11 protein-coding genes and 1 CRISPR repeat array are annotated in these 17,831 nt (G+C 42.7%); of the genes, 10 read left to right on the forward strand and 1 reads right to left on the reverse strand.

Annotated features, from left to right (window positions below; translation table 11 throughout):
* The first annotated feature begins 61 nt into the window (after positions 1-61).
* Positions 62-1,880: a CRISPR direct-repeat array (repeat unit 36 nt; unit sequence ATCATATCACATCAAGATTTACAGGGGAATTATGGC).
* Between the two features lie 231 nt (positions 1,881-2,111).
* The 9 genes from JNUCC1_RS10400 to JNUCC1_RS10440 all read left to right on the forward strand — a co-directional run bounded on the left by JNUCC1_RS10400 (position 2,112) and on the right by JNUCC1_RS10440 (position 16,269).
* On the forward strand, positions 2,112-2,966 hold the full coding sequence (locus tag JNUCC1_RS10400; RefSeq protein WP_156645482.1) for a HipA domain-containing protein: 855 nt from the start codon (positions 2,112-2,114) through the stop codon (positions 2,964-2,966).
* Complete coding sequence (locus JNUCC1_RS10405; protein ID WP_156645483.1) at positions 2,963-3,718, forward strand: HIRAN domain-containing protein; 756 nt, start codon at positions 2,963-2,965, stop codon at positions 3,716-3,718. Before JNUCC1_RS10400 ends, JNUCC1_RS10405 begins: the two co-directional genes overlap by 4 nt.
* A gap of 40 nt (positions 3,719-3,758) precedes the next feature.
* Positions 3,759-3,926 carry a hypothetical protein gene (locus JNUCC1_RS10410; protein WP_156645484.1) on the forward strand — a complete coding sequence of 56 codons (168 nt, stop codon included), beginning with the start codon at positions 3,759-3,761 and terminating at the stop codon, positions 3,924-3,926.
* Positions 3,927-4,030: 104 nt separating this feature from the next.
* Entirely contained in the window at positions 4,031-4,642 is a 612-nt protein-coding gene (locus tag JNUCC1_RS10415; protein WP_156645485.1) for a DUF1819 family protein, read from the forward strand.
* Entirely contained in the window at positions 4,639-5,223 is a 585-nt protein-coding gene (locus tag JNUCC1_RS10420) for a DUF1788 domain-containing protein (protein WP_331713742.1), read from the forward strand. The genes JNUCC1_RS10415 and JNUCC1_RS10420 overlap by 4 nt, the downstream gene beginning before the upstream one ends.
* A 19-nt stretch (positions 5,224-5,242) precedes the next feature.
* The gene (gene brxC, locus JNUCC1_RS10425; protein WP_156645486.1) at positions 5,243-8,800 is read left to right on the forward strand and encodes a BREX system P-loop protein BrxC; all 3,558 of its coding nucleotides are present in this window, start codon (positions 5,243-5,245) and stop codon (positions 8,798-8,800) included.
* A gap of 60 nt (positions 8,801-8,860) precedes the next feature.
* Positions 8,861-12,418, forward strand: a complete 3,558-nt coding sequence (pglX, locus tag JNUCC1_RS10430) for a BREX-1 system adenine-specific DNA-methyltransferase PglX (protein ID WP_156645487.1) — start codon at positions 8,861-8,863, stop codon at positions 12,416-12,418.
* A gap of 437 nt (positions 12,419-12,855) precedes the next feature.
* Positions 12,856-15,399 carry a BREX-1 system phosphatase PglZ type A gene (pglZ, locus tag JNUCC1_RS10435; RefSeq protein ID WP_156645488.1) on the forward strand — a complete coding sequence of 848 codons (2,544 nt, stop codon included), beginning with the start codon at positions 12,856-12,858 and terminating at the stop codon, positions 15,397-15,399.
* 45 nt (positions 15,400-15,444) lie between these two features.
* Entirely contained in the window at positions 15,445-16,269 is an 825-nt protein-coding gene (locus tag JNUCC1_RS10440) for an aldo/keto reductase (protein WP_156645489.1), read from the forward strand.
* Positions 16,270-16,304: 35 nt separating this feature from the next.
* Here the strand turns inward: JNUCC1_RS10440 and JNUCC1_RS10445 are convergent, their stop codons facing one another.
* Positions 16,305-16,847, reverse strand: a complete 543-nt coding sequence (locus JNUCC1_RS10445) for an HD domain-containing protein (RefSeq protein ID WP_156645490.1) — start codon at positions 16,845-16,847, stop codon at positions 16,305-16,307.
* A gap of 150 nt (positions 16,848-16,997) precedes the next feature.
* Between JNUCC1_RS10445 and JNUCC1_RS10450 the strand changes: the two genes are divergently transcribed.
* Positions 16,998-17,756, forward strand: a complete 759-nt coding sequence (locus JNUCC1_RS10450; protein ID WP_156645491.1) for an SDR family oxidoreductase — start codon at positions 16,998-17,000, stop codon at positions 17,754-17,756.
* Positions 17,757-17,831: the final 75 nt, after the last annotated feature.

The following is a 17,831-nucleotide window of genomic DNA, read 5'->3' on the forward strand; positions in this document are numbered from 1 at the left end:
TATGATCATTGATTTACAGGGGAATTATGGCCTTCTCTTGCTCGGTTCTTGAGTTTCTTCAATCATATCACATCAAGATTTACAGGGGAATTATGGCTCTTGATCTCGTTTAACTCACGCTTGAGATATCATATCACATCAAGATTTACAGGGGAATTATGGCCTTTCATAGATCCCACTCGTCCTTATAATATCATATCACATCAAGATTTACAGGGGAATTATGGCCAAGGATGAAGGTTATACTTGGGAAGAAATATCATATCACATCAAGATTTACAGGGGAATTATGGCGGGCGCATTGTTCAGACGCTTAAAAGGTTGATCATATCACATCAAGATTTACAGGGGAATTATGGCCCCATTGAGCGCCACCGATTGGCTTTGCTTATCATATCACATCAAGATTTACAGGGGAATTATGGCAAATCCACGACGCACCACACGTTTTCTATTATCATATCACATCAAGATTTACAGGGGAATTATGGCCAGGCATCATGAATAATGCCTCGAATTTGATCATATCACATCAAGATTTACAGGGGAATTATGGCCTTCCCCTGATGTCTAACTATAGTATAATAATCATATCACATCAAGATTTACAGGGGAATTATGGCCAGCGGAAACTAATAACAACAGTGGATTTCATCATATCACATCAAGATTTACAGGGGAATTATGGCAGCACTAGCGGCGGCCAGTATATCAGCCAAATCATATCACATCAAGATTTACAGGGGAATTATGGCTTAACCAGTAGTATCTTTTGGACAACGTAATCATATCACATCAAGATTTACAGGGGAATTATGGCTTTTCCGCAGCAAGTCTTAACGTTTCATGAATCATATCACATCAAGATTTACAGGGGAATTATGGCTCTTGATCTCGTTTAACTCACGCTTGAGATATCATATCACATCAAGATTTACAGGGGAATTATGGCCTTTCATAGATCCCACTCGTCCTTATAATATCATATCACATCAAGATTTACAGGGGAATTATGGCCAAGGATGAAGGTTATACTTGGGAAGAAATATCATATCACATCAAGATTTACAGGGGAATTATGGCGGGCGCATTGTTCAGACGCTTAAAAGGTTGATCATATCACATCAAGATTTACAGGGGAATTATGGCCCCATTGAGCGCCACCGATTGGCTTTGCTTATCATATCACATCAAGATTTACAGGGGAATTATGGCAAATCCACGACGCACCACACGTTTTCTATTATCATATCACATCAAGATTTACAGGGGAATTATGGCCAAGAACATCTTTAACTTTTAACTCATTCAATCATATCACATCAAGATTTACAGGGGAATTATGGCAGTACCAGAGCAAGGGAAACCTTATCGGCAATCATATCACATCAAGATTTACAGGGGAATTATGGCTATATTTGTGTTTGTAAGGTTCATAGTTTCATCATATCACATCAAGATTTACAGGGGAATTATGGCGCGTTATTCGCTATGCGCTCAACGTACCCAATCATATCACATCAAGATTTACAGGGGAATTATGGCCCGATAGAACTTGCCCCGTTGTCCGGTTAAATCATATCACATCAAGATTTACAGGGGAATTATGGCTTCTTCATTGCCTTTAGCTTGATCTGACAAATCATATCACATCAAGATTTACAGGGGAATTATGGCAAAACTTTATGAATGAAAATGGCATTGATTATCATATCACATCAAGATTTACAGGGGAATTATGGCAGCGGCACTGCCATTCCATTCAAATTAATAAGCATATCATATCACATCAAGATTTACAGGGGAATTATGGCCAATCCAAGACGTTTAAGTCTAAGCAATCAATCATATCACATCAAGATTTACAGGGGAATTATGGCACGACAAGAAGTCATCCAGCCCGCAATCGGATCATATCACATCATGGTTCATAGTGTTTTTATGACTGTCTTTTAGTGGTTTATTTTCGGAGGTTCTTTTATCTCATTTGCGATTCCTAAATCCTATCACTATCTAACCCCCTTCTTTACAGAGGTTTTAAGTGACATTAAATTAAACTAACTATATACTTATATATAATAATGATTTTAGTGTGAAGGGGCGATTACAAAATGATTGATATTTCGCTCTGGGAACGAGACACTAAAAGTCAGGCCTCAGGTACGCGGACAAAATACTGGTTATTGGAACCAGGAACGGATTCAGAGCATGCTGCAAAGTATCTCTTTAAAATACCTGTTGAAGGAACTGGTGGCCATTGGGCGGAATATATTGCGAGTAAAGTGGGCTCAGAACTAGGTTTTAATACGGTTGAAGTAGAATTAGCTATAAATAACGGAGTTGTGGGTACTATTTCAAAGAATTTTCGTGCCACAACTGAAGAATTTTATGAGGGTGGCGACTTATTTTTAGCACGATTTGAAGACTTTAATCGTCACTCATTAAGGTATTATGAATTGCCTCATATTATTGATATCCTTTCTGCATATAGTTTAGAAAAGAACTTTATAGCATTTCCTTTCTTTGATGCCTTGATTGCGAATAATGACCGACATTGTGATAATTGGGGTGTTCTAAGTGGTCCTAGAGGAATACAATTATCGCCTATTTACGATAATGGGTCTTCCCTTGGTTTTAATGAAGTCAATCTCAAAAAGAGGAATATGCTGACTGATATGCGTATGCTGGAAGGCTTTTGTAACAGAGGGAAGTCTAGTATTGGTTTGCCAGGTAGAAAAAAGCCGAGGCATCTAGAATTATTGTCTTTTTTGTATACACACTTTCCTCATGAGGTCAGTATAATAATGACGAAATTTGATAAATTAACCAGTGAACTGTTATTAGACATCGTTGAGGATATTCCAAGTGAAATAATGAGTGATTTAAGTAAAGATTGGGTGGTCCATCTTTTAATATATCGAAAGAAGTGGATTAAAAGCTGGTATGAAAGGAGTGTGAGGTCATGAAAAAGAGGCCGTTTGAACTATGGTTGATCTGGCAAAACGTCGAGACGCGACAACGATACCACATTGGAAGGTTGCTTCATCAAGATGATGTTTACACTTTCTCTTATGAAAATAGCGGCTACAGAAGGAAGCTACAAGAAGCAATGGATAATGGCTATCATCCCCATTTAGCCTTTCCTGATACGGACAAATTGTATACTTCTAGTAAACTTTTTGGTCCTTTCGCTCGGCGTTTACCTGATCCTAGGAGACCTGATTATCAACAAGTTCTAAAAGAGCTAGGTCTCTCACTTGATAGTACTGATATGGATGTCCTGAGAGCTACAGGTGGGATGTTGGCAACCGATTCTTATGAGTTTGTTTCGCCTGTATTTGTAGAGGGCGACCATTTTGATTTAGACTTTTATGTAGCTGGCTGGCGTTATTACGATGGAGAAAATGTAATCGATCAGCTGCAAAAAGGAGATCATGTCAGATTCACCTTGGACCCTGACAACCCGGAGGATCATAAAGCAGTTGTGGTGATGACTGTAAACGGAAAAAAACTGGGCTACATTCCTGCGTTTTACAGTGGATGGATGTTTGAAATTATTAGAAGTGAGTGTAACTATAGAGCCAGAATTGAAAGCATTCATCCCGAAGCTGTACCACACCGAAAAGTTAACATTTCAATCGTAGGTGAGTTAAATCATCCGATTAACTTTGATAGCGTATTAAACGATAAAGAGCAATTGCGATTGGTGATGTGCTAAGCAAACTAATTAGTGCTTTATAGAGGTGGAGTTGATAATAATGGGGGTCTTTTGGGAGAATAAAATCGCTGAAAGGATAAAATATGCTGACGAGAATCCTGAAGAACGTTATTCAATAGACCAAGTGATGTCAGCAGAAGAATATGAAAGTTTTCGGCGGATTGAACCAGACTCTATAGCCGACGAAGATTTTTTTGAAGATGAGTAAAGGACTGCATATATGCGGTCTTTTTCATTTTGATCAACTAAATCCCACTTCTATATGCTAAAATAACTATAAAACAACAATTCGGCTCAAGGGAATGGTAGAAAATGACAAATCAACTGCAATATCGGTCGACCATTAAATCCCGACCATTTCTTTACATAGAAACAAAAAAGCTTGCAGAGCTGATGCTGCAGGGGTTGAATGACTTGGAGATAAAGGAGCAGGTCATCCACCAAAATATTTTCCAGGTGAAGTCTGAAACCAGGAAACGTGATATTGCCGCAGCGGTTCGAACCAGATTGCAATCACTTGATGACTATTTGCTTGAGCGGATTGTTAAAGCACATACCAATACGAGCAAATACATCGTTTTATATGCTATTGCTAAAACGGACCGTCTGTTCTATGAATTCTTGCTGGAAGTGATTGGTGACAAGTTTGTATATAAAGACCTCATCCTTCAGCCGGGAGATTTTAATATTTTCTTTGAGGCTAAACGCCAGCAGAGTGAACATATGGCCTATTGGAAGCCCTATACATTCTACAAGCTGCAGCAAGTATATACCCGCATACTATATGAGGCTGGGCTGATAAAAAAAGACCACAATCAACTTGAACTCGTTGTGCCGTTTGTAGAGCCAGATGTAATTGAGCATTTACGGAAAATAGGATCAGAGCGTTTTCTTGAAGCGACAATGCAGGGGGGAACATCGTGAAGACCATTCATGAAAGATTGGACGCCATCTTACCGAAAATTAAAGATCCATCATTCAGGCAAAATCGGGGATTGGGTAATGAAATCGGTTATCATATTTTTGATTACGAGCCGCAGTATGAAATGCTCGTCAGGGATCATATTGCCTATTTAAAAGATCAAATTAACAATGATCCTTCATCTTCCCAGCGTATCACTGAATTTGACCTCTATGAAATGGTACTCGAGATTCTTGATGAAAAAGGGTACTTGGAAAAGAATTTCGTCATGGAGGAGAAAAAAGGCAGTCAATATGTGCTCAATGCCACAAGAAAGGCGTTGCGTCTGACGCTGAACAATGATCAGATCATACGCTATATGGCAGAACGGATTGAACCTCATGATATTGTATTCATTACAGGCATCGGGAAAGTGTTTCCAATTATCCGTTCACATGTCGTTTTGAATAACCTGCATCATGCAGTTGGGCAAGTTCCAGTGGTGTTGTTTTTCCCAGGTCGTTATGATGGGCAGGAACTTGTCTTGTTCAATGAGATTAAAGATGACAACTATTACAGGGCTTTTCAGCTCGTAAGTGATTAACTTTTAAAGGAGGATCACCATGCAGATTAAAGACATGTTTAAGCGGCGCATTAACAGAGATATTAAAGGCGTCATAAAGATTGGACAGGATGACGATGCGAACATGTATCAGGAGCTTGAGGAATATGTGGTGACAAATGAGCTGCATAAACATATCGGCTCCTTTTTTGAAGCGTATGCAAAAGGCATTGAGACGCCGACGGATAAGATTGGGGTATGGATTTCCGGCTTTTTCGGATCTGGTAAATCACATTTCCTTAAAATCCTTTCTTACCTAGTGGAAAATCGCGCTGTTCAAGGCAAGCAGGCCATTGATTTTTTCGAGGATAAAATCCATGATCCAAAGACGGTTGACCATCTTAAAAAAGCAGGCAGCATTACGACCGATGTCGTCCTGTTTGACATTGATGCTAAAAGTGAATCAGATTCAATGGCTGATAAGGAATCCATTGTTAAAGTGCTGAACAAAGTCTTTAATGAAATGCAGGGGTTTTGCGGTGCGATTCCGTGGATTGCCGAAATTGAGCGGAACATGCAGAAAGACGGTACATACGAAACCTTCAAGAAAACATTTCACGATATTGCCGGCACGTCTTGGGTAGAAGCACGTGAGGATTTTTATTATGAAGAAGATGCGATTATCGAAGCGCTGAGCAAGACAACACAGATGAGTGAAGCGTCTGCCCGGAATTGGTTTGAGCGAGCAGAAGAAGAATATACGATTAGTATCGAGCGTTTCGCAGGCCGCGTGAAGGAATACATAGACGACAAAGGTCCAGACCATCATGTAGCATTTTTCATTGATGAAGTGGGTCAGTATATCGGTGACAATTCCCGCGCCATGCTCAACCTGCAGACCATTGTGCATGAACTTGGGCGGCAGTGTAAGGGTAAAGCCTGGATCATTGTGACATCTCAAGAAGACATCGATTCCGTCCTGACTGTTAAAGGCAATGACTTTTCCAAGATTCAAGGGCGTTTTGACACGAAACTGAGCCTCTCCAGTGCGTTTGTCGATGAAGTGATTAAGAAGCGTATTTTAGAAAAAAACGAGCCTGGCGCCCAGACGCTTGATGAAGTGTATCGGAAGAAAAATTCGATCCTTCAAAGTGTGCTTTCATTTACCCAAGACAGTGCAGAGATGAAGACATATGCAAATGCGGATGATTTTATCGATGTCTATCCGTTCATCCCGTATCAGTTTAACTTACTGCAGAATGTTTTTACCGGGGTGCGGATTCATGGCGCGGCAGGAAAGCACCTAGCAGAAGGTGAACGTTCCCTGTTAAGTGCTTTTCAAGAATCAGCGATCCAGTATGGAAATGAGCAAGAAGGGACGCTTGCGCCTTTCTCAGCATTTTATGAAACGATTGAGGCGTTTCTTGATTCCAGCATTCGAACGGTGATCATCCATGCCTCACAAAATGAAAAGCTTGAGGAATTTGATATTAATGTCCTTAAACTATTGTTCCTGATTAAGTACGTGAAAGAACTGCCAGCCAACATGGAGAACATTGCAACGCTCATGATCGACCACATTGATGTTGATAAAATTGAACTCAAAAAGCGAATTGAAACAGCGCTCATCCGTTTAACAAAACAAACCTTGATTCAGCGTAATGGTGATGCTTACATTTTCCTCACCAATGACGAACAGGATGTAAACCGCGAGATTAAACATATGCACGTGGAAACCTCTGAAGTCGTCCAGAAAATAGGCAACGAGGTTTTTGAAGGGATCTATACAGATAGAAAATACCGTTATTCCAATAAGTATCACTTTGCGTTCAACGCCTACATTGATGACCGGCCAGTAAGGACACAGGCAAGCGACTTGGGGGTCAGAGTGCTGACGCCGTACGCAGATGAAGCACTTGATTTTAATGCTTCCGAACTCAAGATGGTCTCACTTCGGGAAAACAACGTCATTTTGAAGCTGCCTCAGGATACGTCCTATCTTGAGGAGATGGATGAAATTCTGCGTATCCAGGCTTATTTAAAATTAAAAAGCGGTACAGCAGTCTCCCAGGCAGTGGAAGATATTAAAACGCGGAAGTCCCGTGAAGTAACAGAGCGGCAGGAACGCATCCGCACATTTCTGACTGAGGGCTTAAAATATGCCGAGATCTATGTTAATGGCCAGCAGATGGATATTGGACCTAAGAACCCGGTGGACAGGATAAATGATGCATTAAGAATGCTTGTCAGAGCGGAATATAACAAGCTCGATTATGTCACTGAATTTGTCGATACAGTAAAAGATTTGCAGAACTTTGTAACAGAACCGGAGCAGATGGCTCTAGAAGGTGTCAAGCAACCAAATGCCAATGCATTAAAGGAAGTGATGGTTTATATTGATCGCCTTGCAAACCGCAATCAAAGCATGACTGTGAAAGATCTTCGTGATTACTTTTCTGCAAAACCTTATGGTTGGCTTGAACTGGATATCACAGCACTTCTGGTTCAGTTGTTCAAATCACAAGATATCCACTTCCGGCTGAATACGAAAGAGTTGCAGCTGGACGATCCGAATCTCGTCAACTACCTGACCAAGCGGGACAATATCGATCGCGTCATTGTGAAAAAGCGGGAACGTGTTTCCCCAATTCTCTTAAAAACAGTCCGTGATGTGAGCAAGGATCTGTTTGGCATCTCAGCCCTGCCAACAGACGAAGACGGTTTGAGAAATCGTTTCACGGAATTGTTGCAAAGTGAACGGGAAGTACTGATCGACCTTTTGGCAAACTACCGCCAGCATGGTGTGTATTATCCTGGGGAAAATGTGCTCAGAAAAGGCAAAAAGTTGATTGATGATTTGCTGGAAATCGGGGACACGGCGACATTCTACAAAGCCGTCCGGGAAATGCGCCGCGATTTGCGAGCCTATGCCGAGGATTCCAAAGAAGTGAAAAGCTTCTTTAAGAATCAGCAAGAAAAATTTGATGAAGCGGTTAAACGGTTGCAGATTTTTGATAAAAACCGAACTTATGTGACAGATAAAACGATTACCCAAACGGCCCACCAAATGGAGAGAATCGTTAACAATACCCAGCCATATGACATGATCCAGGAACTTCCTGGACTGTATCAAGCGTTTGACAATCACTTTGTTGATTTGCTTGAAGAGGAATGCAAACCCGTGAAAGCATCCATCCAAGAGGATATGGCTGAAGTTGAAACAGAACTGGCCAAAGATGACGTTCTGAAAGACAAACTCTTGCTTGATTTCAGGGAAGCCTTTCGCACTTTGGAGGACCGTCTTGACCGTGTCAATGACTTGTATGAGGCGATTGCCATGCAGGTAGAAAGCGACCGGTTGAAGGTTAGATGCATGGAAACGATCAACAGGGAGCGGGACAAACAGCACATCCCTGAGCCAGACCCAGATACGGATCAGCAAGCACCAGAAAAGCCGAAACCGAAACCTGTTCGCAAAACGAAGACCTTAAGCAAAAACATGATGATCAAAGGCACACGCACATTACAATCAAAACATGATGTCGACAATTTTGTAGAAGAACTTCGGAAGCAACTACTGGATGAGCTTGATGAAGAGACGACCATTCATTTGGTGTGAATCGGAACAGACGGGTCTTTGTGATGACCTGTCTGTTGCCATAAAAAGGAGGAATGCAGTATGAACAAAGGTGCGATAAAGCGTTTTGCCACCACGGCCCGACGAAAACTGATTGCGGACGTGGGTCAGAAAGCGTTTGAACTCGGCATCTCGCCTGATCATGTGAAGGAAGCGGAGATCTATGAAGACGGGTTTATGATCAACGGCCAGTTCTATAGTCAGCCTGAAATACGCCGGCGGGACAGACTAATTAATGAGATTGAGCAAAAAGGGTATGGCCAGGTGATTGATGAAGTGGCCTATACGTGGTTTAACCGGTTTATTGCCTTACGGTACATGGAAGTGAATGATTATCTGCCGAGCGGGATTAGAATCCTCTCTTCAATCGAACCTGATAAAAAGCTGCCAGATGCTTTGAGTGAGGTCATGCTGTTAATCGATGACCTCGGCCTTGATGAAGAAACAGTTTTTGGCCTTCAGGACGTGAATGATGATGAAGGCTTGTTCAAATACATATTGGTTAAACAATGCAACCAGCTCGGTGAATGGATGCCGGTCATGTTTGAAGAAATTGCTGATTACACAGAACTTCTTCTCCCAGGTAATTTGCTTGCCGACACGTCTGTGATCCGGGATATGGTGTCATTGATTGAAGAAGATGACTGGACAAAGGAAGTCGAAATCATCGGGTGGCTGTATCAGTACTATATTTCCGAGAAGAAGGATGACGTCTTTGCAGCCCTCCGGAAAAATAAAAAAATCACGAAGGAGAACATTCCGGCCGCAACAGAATTGTTTACGCCAAGGTGGATCGTTCAGTATATGGTCGATAATTCCCTGGGCCGCCTATGGTTGGAATCCCATAAAGACGAAGCGTTCAAGCAGACACTGCCCTATTACCTTGAAAGCGCAGACCAGCCAGAAAATGTTAAAGTTCGTCTGCAGGACATGAAGGATTCAAACCTTGATCCGACATCGATCACCTTCCTCGACCCATGCATGGGATCGGGTCATATCCTTGTCTACGCCTTTGAAGTTCTGTTCGACATTTACAAATCAGTAGGCTACCGTGAGCAGGATATCCCACATTTGATCCTAGAGCACAATCTCTATGGCCTTGACATCGATCCACGTGCCGGTCAGCTCGCCTATTTTGCCGTGCTGATGAAAGCCATGCAATATAATTACCGTTTGTTCGAACGTCCAATCAAGACAAACCTGTATTGGATTGAAGAAAGCAACACCCTGACCGAAGATGATATAGACGTTTTTGCAGGAGAATCAGGTCTGAAAAACGATGCTGCATTACTCGTACAGACCTTCAAGGATGCAAAGTTATATGGTTCTGCTGTCATCATGCCTGATTTGGATCTTTCTGGTTTAAGAGAGCGACTCGATGAATTGAAGCAAGGGCAGGGAGATGACATGTTTTCCATTGCCTTTCAGGAAGAAAAGATTGAGTTGGTTGAACAACTGATTAATCAGGCAGAGGTTATTACGCGTCAGTATCAAGCCGTTGTAACCAACCCGCCGTATATGGGCCGTAAAGGTATGAACGCCGAACTGACGACGTATTTAAGGAAGCATTATAAGGATTCGAGTGCTGATTTATACGCCGTCTTTATGGAAGTAGCCAGCCGAGCTGTAAAAGATAATGGGTTTATAGGCTTAATCAACCAGCACTCATGGATGTTCTTATCATCATTTGAGAAACTGCGCGAAAAAATGCTCAAATCTCACCAGATCTATTCCATGGCACACCTTGGCACACGCGCCTTTGCAGAAATCGGCGGAGAAGTCGTACAAACGACAGCCTTTGTCTTGCGGAAAAAGGTCATACCAAAATTTGTTGCGACGTTTGTAAGGTTGGTAGATGTGAATAATGCTGAGGGAAAGATGGAACGGTTCTTTGATAAGAGTCTAAGGTATGAACGGACACAGAATGGATTTTCGGATATACCTGGATCACCTGTGGCTTATTGGGCGAGTGAGCGGGTTAGAAATATATTTAAAAATGAAAAATTACTGCAAGATATAGCAGAACCAAAAGCAGGATTATCTACTGGTAACAATTTATTGTTTCAAAGGGTATGGACAGAAGTAGATATTTTAAAAATTGGATTTAGATATAAATCAGACAGTGATACAACAGATTTAAAATTTAAATGGTTTCCTTGTGAAAGTGGGGGAGATTACAGGAAATGGTATGGAAATAGCAATGTAATTTTAAACTGGTTTGACAATGGAACAGATATTAAGAACTTTAGAGATAAGCAAGGAAAACAAAGGTCGGCAGTTCGTAATTCAATGTACTATTTTCAAGCAGGGCTTACCTGGAATAAATTGAGTTCTAGTAAATTTTCAATAAAACTTAAAAGAGATGATTCGATATTTGATGACACGAGCAGGTCTGCTTTTCCTATCAATAGATCTCAAACTAAATATTTACTGGCAATGTTGATATCAAAACTATCTACATACTTTATTTCTTACTTGAATCCAACTCTTAGCTTTACTAATAACGATATTAAGAGAATTCCAGTTGTACTATGTAAGGGCGATCTGTTAAAGCGTGTTAATTCAATAACTGATAATAGCATTTCGATTTCCAAATCCGATTGGGACTCTTTCGAAACCTCATGGGATTTCAAAAAACATCCGTTCCTTGAATTCCAAAACGGAGCAGCAAAGCTATACGAGGCGTTTGATAATTGGGCGTATGAGGCAGATGGACGATTCTGTCAGTTGAAAGAGAATGAAGAGGAATTGAATCGTATTTTCATTGAATTATACGGTCTGGAGGATGAGTTGACACCGGATGTGCCGGATGAAGAAGTGACGGTGAACAAAGCTGATCAGGAAAGAGACGTCAAATCATTCTTGTCCTATGCTGTTGGAGTTATGTTTGGTCGTTATTCACTGGATGAAGAGGGTCTTGCATTTGCTGGAGGCACATTTGACCCGGATCAATATCACACATTTCAACCCGATCAGGAGAATGTCATTCCGATAACAGATGATGTGTATTTTGAAGACGATATTGTCACACGGCTGATCACGATTCTCAAATTGACGTTTGGGGAAGAAGATCTTGAGGCAAACCTGGACTTTATCGCAGACACGCTGAAAAAGCGTGGGAGCGAAACATCAAGGCAACGAATTCGTCGTTATTTCTTGAAAGAATTTTACAAAGACCATGTCAGAACCTATCAAAAACGGCCCATCTACTGGCAGTTTGAGAGTGGAAAACAGGACGGGTTTAAGGCGCTCGTGTACTTACATCGGTATGATCCGGGCTTGGTGGCACGTGTCCGTACACAATATCTTCATGCCCAGCAGCGGAAGTACGAGGATGAGATCCGCCGGCGTGACGATGTGCTCGAATCCGATGCATCACGTCCGGACAAGACTCGTGCCGCCAAAGAGAAAGAGAAACTGCAAAAACAACTGCAAGAATGCCGACAGTACGATGAAATCATCGCACACGTCGCAAACCAGGCCATTGATCTCGATCTTGACGACGGCGTCAAAGGTAACTACGCCAAATTTCAAAATATCCAAGTCCCACAAGGAGAAGGCAAAAAACCTCTCCAAGCCAACCTGTTAACGAAAATTTAATCGTTTAAAATTGTATTTAAATATTATGGCAGGATATTTTTGTGTTTGTTATAGAAGAAAGATGCTTGCTTACCAGCAGTGGAAATATACGGAGACACCAGTGGGAGGAAAAGATTTGTCCCAAATGATCCTAAGACCATTATCTAGGAACATCACGCAGCGTCCAACCATTTGGCATAAGATGCAGGTTAACTTATTTATGAAATAGGCGCACATACTAAGTTACCTGGAACGGAAGGCGGCGACTCCAGCGGGAACAGCACGAGTCCGAAGACCCCGCAGAGGTGGTCTTCCTCGAGGAGGCTGAGGCCGTGCCCGCGGAAAGCGACCGCCTGCAGTGAAAGGTAACGGCGTTATGACCGGTTGTTTGCTTAAAGAACCTTTAGAATAAATAGGCTTAAAATAAAGCCTAAGCATAATATACAAGGAGGGCAGTCATGAATTTATCCGAAACACAGCGCGTATTGGCAGATTTTTTCCAAAAAGAACTGACTCATAACAAGAAACGCCATCTCGTCTTCTGGTATGACGAGAGCGGCGAATTCGCTGAAGACATCGAACAGATCGACATCCCAGGCGTCCGCAAGTGGATCATTCGAAAAGACAATTTGTTCGCAACGAAATACGAACTTGAAAAGCGCGATCCTGACTCTCATTTCTTGCTATACGCCAATATGCCAAAACCGATACCGCGAGAGGACTGGCTGTATGATCAATTTTGCATGGGACAGGAATTCGCGACAGACAAGATCACGGTCATTATGCGCGAGTTGGGCCTTACTGACGACGCCCTTAGAGAAACGTTTAAAACGTTTCAGTCATTTTTTAACAACAAGGAACGGCTCAGGGCCTTCCGCAAATATGATGTGCATGATTGGACGGAAGAGGCCATTGAACTAACGGTTCTTGCTGCTCTGACTAAGAGCAAGACAAATACCATCGATGATATTATCAAAGCCCTCATGCATGAACATTCAGAGGATAGGACTCAGCTGTGGGAAGTTATGGATAAATATGCCGGGTCAGATGTGTTTTGGCAGTTGGTTGAAAAATACTATGGCTATATGTATCCTGACAAGTCACTTGAAAGTCTTGCTTTGTCTTTTATCATGACATACATGGCAGAAGCAGCCGAGATGATTGAAGTGCCTCAAACATGGAAACCATTCATTAGCGGCCGGACCGCCAATGTGGTTGTGTTCATGGATCAGTGGATGAATCACCGTGAAGATCGTCATGTGTACGACAAAGTGGCCGGACAATTGGAACGGCACATTGATATGGAAGCATTGCTCGCACAATGGGACGTGCGTGAACGTTTGGCATTTGATGCTTTCCGTATATTCGATAGAACGACGATTGATTATGTGGTTCATCAGCTGATATCGGGCATGACGTATTTCAAAGCATATGCTGACATGCTTGAAAAGCGCCGGCACAGTCATTGGTATTCTGAGTTCGAACAGGAATATGGGGCGTTATCGGGGGCTATAGAGCTGTTACAGCTCGTTCATGAGGAACTTGCATACATCCCTGAAATGACAGGTTTTGATCTTTTTACCACGTATGAGAAAAATTATTATCGGCTTGATACGGCTTACCGAAAATTTTACGTGCATTACGACAGGGTAAAAGATAAGGATGATTTACTTGGTCTGCGCGATTATGTTGAAAAGGTCTACACCAACCAATTTATGAATGAGCTTGCTATTAAGTGGGCCCATGCGCTTGAAGCAACGGAGAAGGAAGGATGGCCGATTCCTGGCATTTCCCAGCAAGGTGATTTTTACAGGGATTGGGTGATGCCGTATCAGCATAACAATGAGCGTGTGTTTGTCATTATTTCCGATGCACTTCGCTTTGAGGTGGCGAAAGAGGTCATGAATGCGTTAAACCATGAAAGAAAGGCGTCTACGGAGCTCAAAGCAATGCAGGGTGTCCTGCCGTCATTCACAGCGCTTGGAATGGCCGCACTTTTGCCACATAACACGCTGGCGCTGACTGAAGACGGCAAAGTACTTGCAGACGGTAATAGCACGGTAGGTCTGAAGAACCGTGAAATGCTTTTGCAAACAAGGACGCCTGAAGCTATGGCCATATCATTTGATGAGGTTGTCGAAATGAATCGTGGCATGATGCGTGAGGCGTTCCAGGGGAAAAAGATGATCTATATTTATCATAATGTGATCGATGCTACTGGAGACAATGCCTCGACAGAGCAAGATGTTTTTCAGGCAGCGGAAACGGCGGTTGATGACATTACACAGCTCGTTAACCAGCTGGTGGTGAATCTAAGTGTCTCCAACGTCCTAATTACGGCTGACCATGGTTTTATTTACCAGAGGGACAACATCGCCGAAAGCCAGAAGACACCGCGTTATAAGGGGGAGTCGTTACTGTTAAAGCGCCGGTTTATGTTGACGGACGGGCCTATTAATGTGGAAGAGACGCTGTCATATGAGATGAACCAAACAAATGGGGGCAAACCCTTATTCATTACGGTTCCCAAAGGCATAAACCGCTTCCCGATTCAGGGGGCAGGAGCGAATTTTGTTCATGGGGGTGCCATGCTGCAAGAAATTGTCGTTCCGGTGATTAAATTTAAAAACGATCGCAGCCGTTCTGATGAGAATGCGGTGAAACAGGTCATTGTCCGTTTGACGACACCTACCCGGAAAATTACGCATGAAGTGACCTACCTGACTTTCCTGCAAACCGAACGTGTTGATGATAAACGTCGGCCATTAAGATTAAATGCTTATTTTGTTGATGAAGCTGGTATGCGTGTTTCCAATGAAAATGTGATCATCGCCGACCGGACAGCAAATCACCCAGCTGAGCGCACATTCCGTGAGAAGTTCGTGTTTAAACGGATGAACTATGACAAACGTAAAACCTATACACTTGTACTGGAAGATGAAGAAGACAAAGCAGGTGCTGCTTACGAACGCTATTCGTTTACGATTGATATAATTGGGTAGAAGAAAGTATACGAAACAGAGACTAGCAAAAGGGAGGTCAATGATATGCAATACGTAACATTAAATAACGGTGTAAAGATGCCGCAGCTTGGGTTTGGCGTTTGGCAGGTAGAAGACACGCAGGCTGAGTCGGCTGTTGCAAAGGCGCTTGAGACTGGTTACCGGTCCATTGACACGGCAAAAGTTTATGGTAATGAAGCAGGTGTTGGACGGGCGATTGCACAAAGCGGTATTCCGCGTGAAGAACTTTTTGTGACGACGAAAGTCTGGAATGCGGACCATGGCTATGAAGAGACGCTGGCTGCTTTTGAAGCGAGTCTTGAGCGGCTCGGGCTCGATTATGTGGATTTGTATTTGATTCATTGGCCAACGCCTCAGTTTGGGCAGTATATTGAGACTTACAGAGCATTAGAAAAACTGTATCAGGATGGGCGCGCGAAAGCGATTGGCGTGTGTAATTTTAATGTGGAACATCTGGAACGCTTGCTGGAGGAGTGCGATGTGGTGCCTGCTGTAAATCAGGTAGAATGTCATCCATACTTGCAGCAGAGAAAGCTTAAGCAATTTTGCAGTGAGCACGAAATTCATCTTGAAGCCTACAGTCCACTTATGACAGGGGGCGCTGTGCTTGAAGATGCGGTCATCGGTGAGATTGCGCGTGAGCATGGAAAGACGGCAGCCCAGGTGATTTTGCGCTGGCATTTGCAATATGGCAATATTGTTATTCCAAAATCCGTCACACCTGTACGGATTGAGGAGAATTTTGAGGTCTTTGACTTTGAACTGAGAGTGGACGCGCTTGATAAAATCGCGGATCTTAACCGTAATGAGCGAAAAGGTCACGAACCGAATAACATGAATATACGCTAGATGGAGAGGTTATGTATGCTGCACAGCATACACGTTTACTCCCCAAAAACACGTTTTACAGCTTTTTGAAAATCATGAAAAAACCCAGGTCTGTCTTCTGAAGCCAGGCCTTTTTCCATGTTCATGGCAATGGATTCGTTGTACCACTTTTGCTCATCAAAGCCAGCGTTAAAGTGGCGCCATACATTGTCACCTTGCTCGCTTAATTCTTTTTCCAGTTCAAGAAGATTATCGAGCTTGTCCGCTACGATGAGATACTTTACCTCTTTACTGGCAGTACGGATCGTGTCGATGGTGTGCTGTTTCCGCTCATGCCATGATTTGGATTTATCTTCTGTATGGGCAGCCACAATCTGGGCAATGTGTTCTCCAAAGTGTTCAGTTATATCTTCTATTTCAACAAGGGTATCTTCAACGACATCATGCAAGTAGCCGGCACAAATCACTTCCTCAGAACAGCCGGATGCTTCCAGCCGCTCAGCCACACGAATCGGGTGGGTGATATAAGGTTCCGCACTGCTTTTTCTTGTCTGGCCGTCATGTGCTTTTGCAGCAAATGCTTTAGCGTGTGCTTTCATAATAAAGACTCCTTTCGTGTTGGGGTATAAAGTCTATATTAACATAATGGAAAGGAAGATACCTTATCTGAAAACTTTATCTTGCTCATCGTTGAACAATTTCAGGATATAAGGTAAAATATAAGTATCACACATTGGAGGTGCTTGTTGATGAAACTGAAAGACAAAGTTGCAGTTATAACAGGTGCAGGTTCAGGTATGGGAGAAGCCATCGCGTTATTATATGCCAAGGAAGGTGCTAAGGTTGTTGCAGCGGACTTAAATGCTGACACCGCAGAAAAAGTGGCTGATGACATCAAAGCTGCTGGTGGTGAGGCCACTGCAGTTACTGCAAACGTCGCTAAAGAAGACGATGTGCAGAAGATGATTGACACTGCCGTTGAAAAGTATGGAACGGTTGACATTCTGGTCAATAACGCTGGCATAATGGACAATTTCGTACCTGCAGGCAATGTAACAGATGATCTTTGGAATCGCATCTTGGATGTCAACTTGACTTCGGTCATGCGCGCAACACGTAAAGTCTTGCCGATCTTTTTGGAAAAAGAAGGCGGCGTTATCATCAACAACACGTCATCCGGAGGGCTTTATGGTTCACGATCAGGCGCAGCGTATACGGCTTCTAAACATGCCGTAACCGGATTTACGAAAAACGTGGCTTTTATGTATGCAGAAAAAGGCATCCGTTGTAATGCCATTGCGCCAGGCGGTGTCGATACAAATATCAACACATCGATCGATAATCCAGATGAATTTGGCATGAGTCGGGTGATGAGCGGTGCCAATAACACACCTCGCAGCGGTAAACCGGAAGAAATTGCAACCATTGCGTTATTCCTCGCTTCAGGTGATTCCAGTTTCGTTAATGGCGTCAGCATTGAAGCGGATGGCGGTTGGACCGCTTATTAATCGACAGCATATAGCTTGGGAAAAATGGCCGCGGCGCTCTCTTACCGCGGCTTCTAATTTTTCTAATCAATATCC

It is taken from the genome of Lentibacillus sp. JNUCC-1, from assembly GCF_009741735.1.
GTDB lineage: Bacteria > Bacillota > Bacilli > Bacillales > Amphibacillaceae > Lentibacillus_B.

Excerpts from the sequence above, each read along its gene's own strand:
- JNUCC1_RS10400 (WP_156645482.1), top strand. The coding sequence starts at position 2,112 with ATGATTGATATTTCGCTCTGGGAACGAGACACTAAAAGTCAGGCCTCA.
- JNUCC1_RS10405 (WP_156645483.1), top strand. The coding sequence starts at position 2,963 with ATGAAAAAGAGGCCGTTTGAACTATGGTTGATCTGGCAAAACGTCGAG.
- JNUCC1_RS10410 (WP_156645484.1), top strand. The coding sequence starts at position 3,759 with ATGGGGGTCTTTTGGGAGAATAAAATCGCTGAAAGGATAAAATATGCT.
- JNUCC1_RS10415 (WP_156645485.1), top strand. The coding sequence starts at position 4,031 with ATGACAAATCAACTGCAATATCGGTCGACCATTAAATCCCGACCATTT.
- brxC (WP_156645486.1), top strand. The coding sequence starts at position 5,243 with ATGCAGATTAAAGACATGTTTAAGCGGCGCATTAACAGAGATATTAAA.
- pglX (WP_156645487.1), top strand. The coding sequence starts at position 8,861 with ATGAACAAAGGTGCGATAAAGCGTTTTGCCACCACGGCCCGACGAAAA.
- pglZ (WP_156645488.1), top strand. The coding sequence starts at position 12,856 with ATGAATTTATCCGAAACACAGCGCGTATTGGCAGATTTTTTCCAAAAA.
- JNUCC1_RS10440 (WP_156645489.1), top strand. The coding sequence starts at position 15,445 with ATGCAATACGTAACATTAAATAACGGTGTAAAGATGCCGCAGCTTGGG.
- JNUCC1_RS10445 (WP_156645490.1), bottom strand. The coding sequence starts at position 16,847 with ATGAAAGCACACGCTAAAGCATTTGCTGCAAAAGCACATGACGGCCAG.
- JNUCC1_RS10450 (WP_156645491.1), top strand. The coding sequence starts at position 16,998 with ATGAAACTGAAAGACAAAGTTGCAGTTATAACAGGTGCAGGTTCAGGT.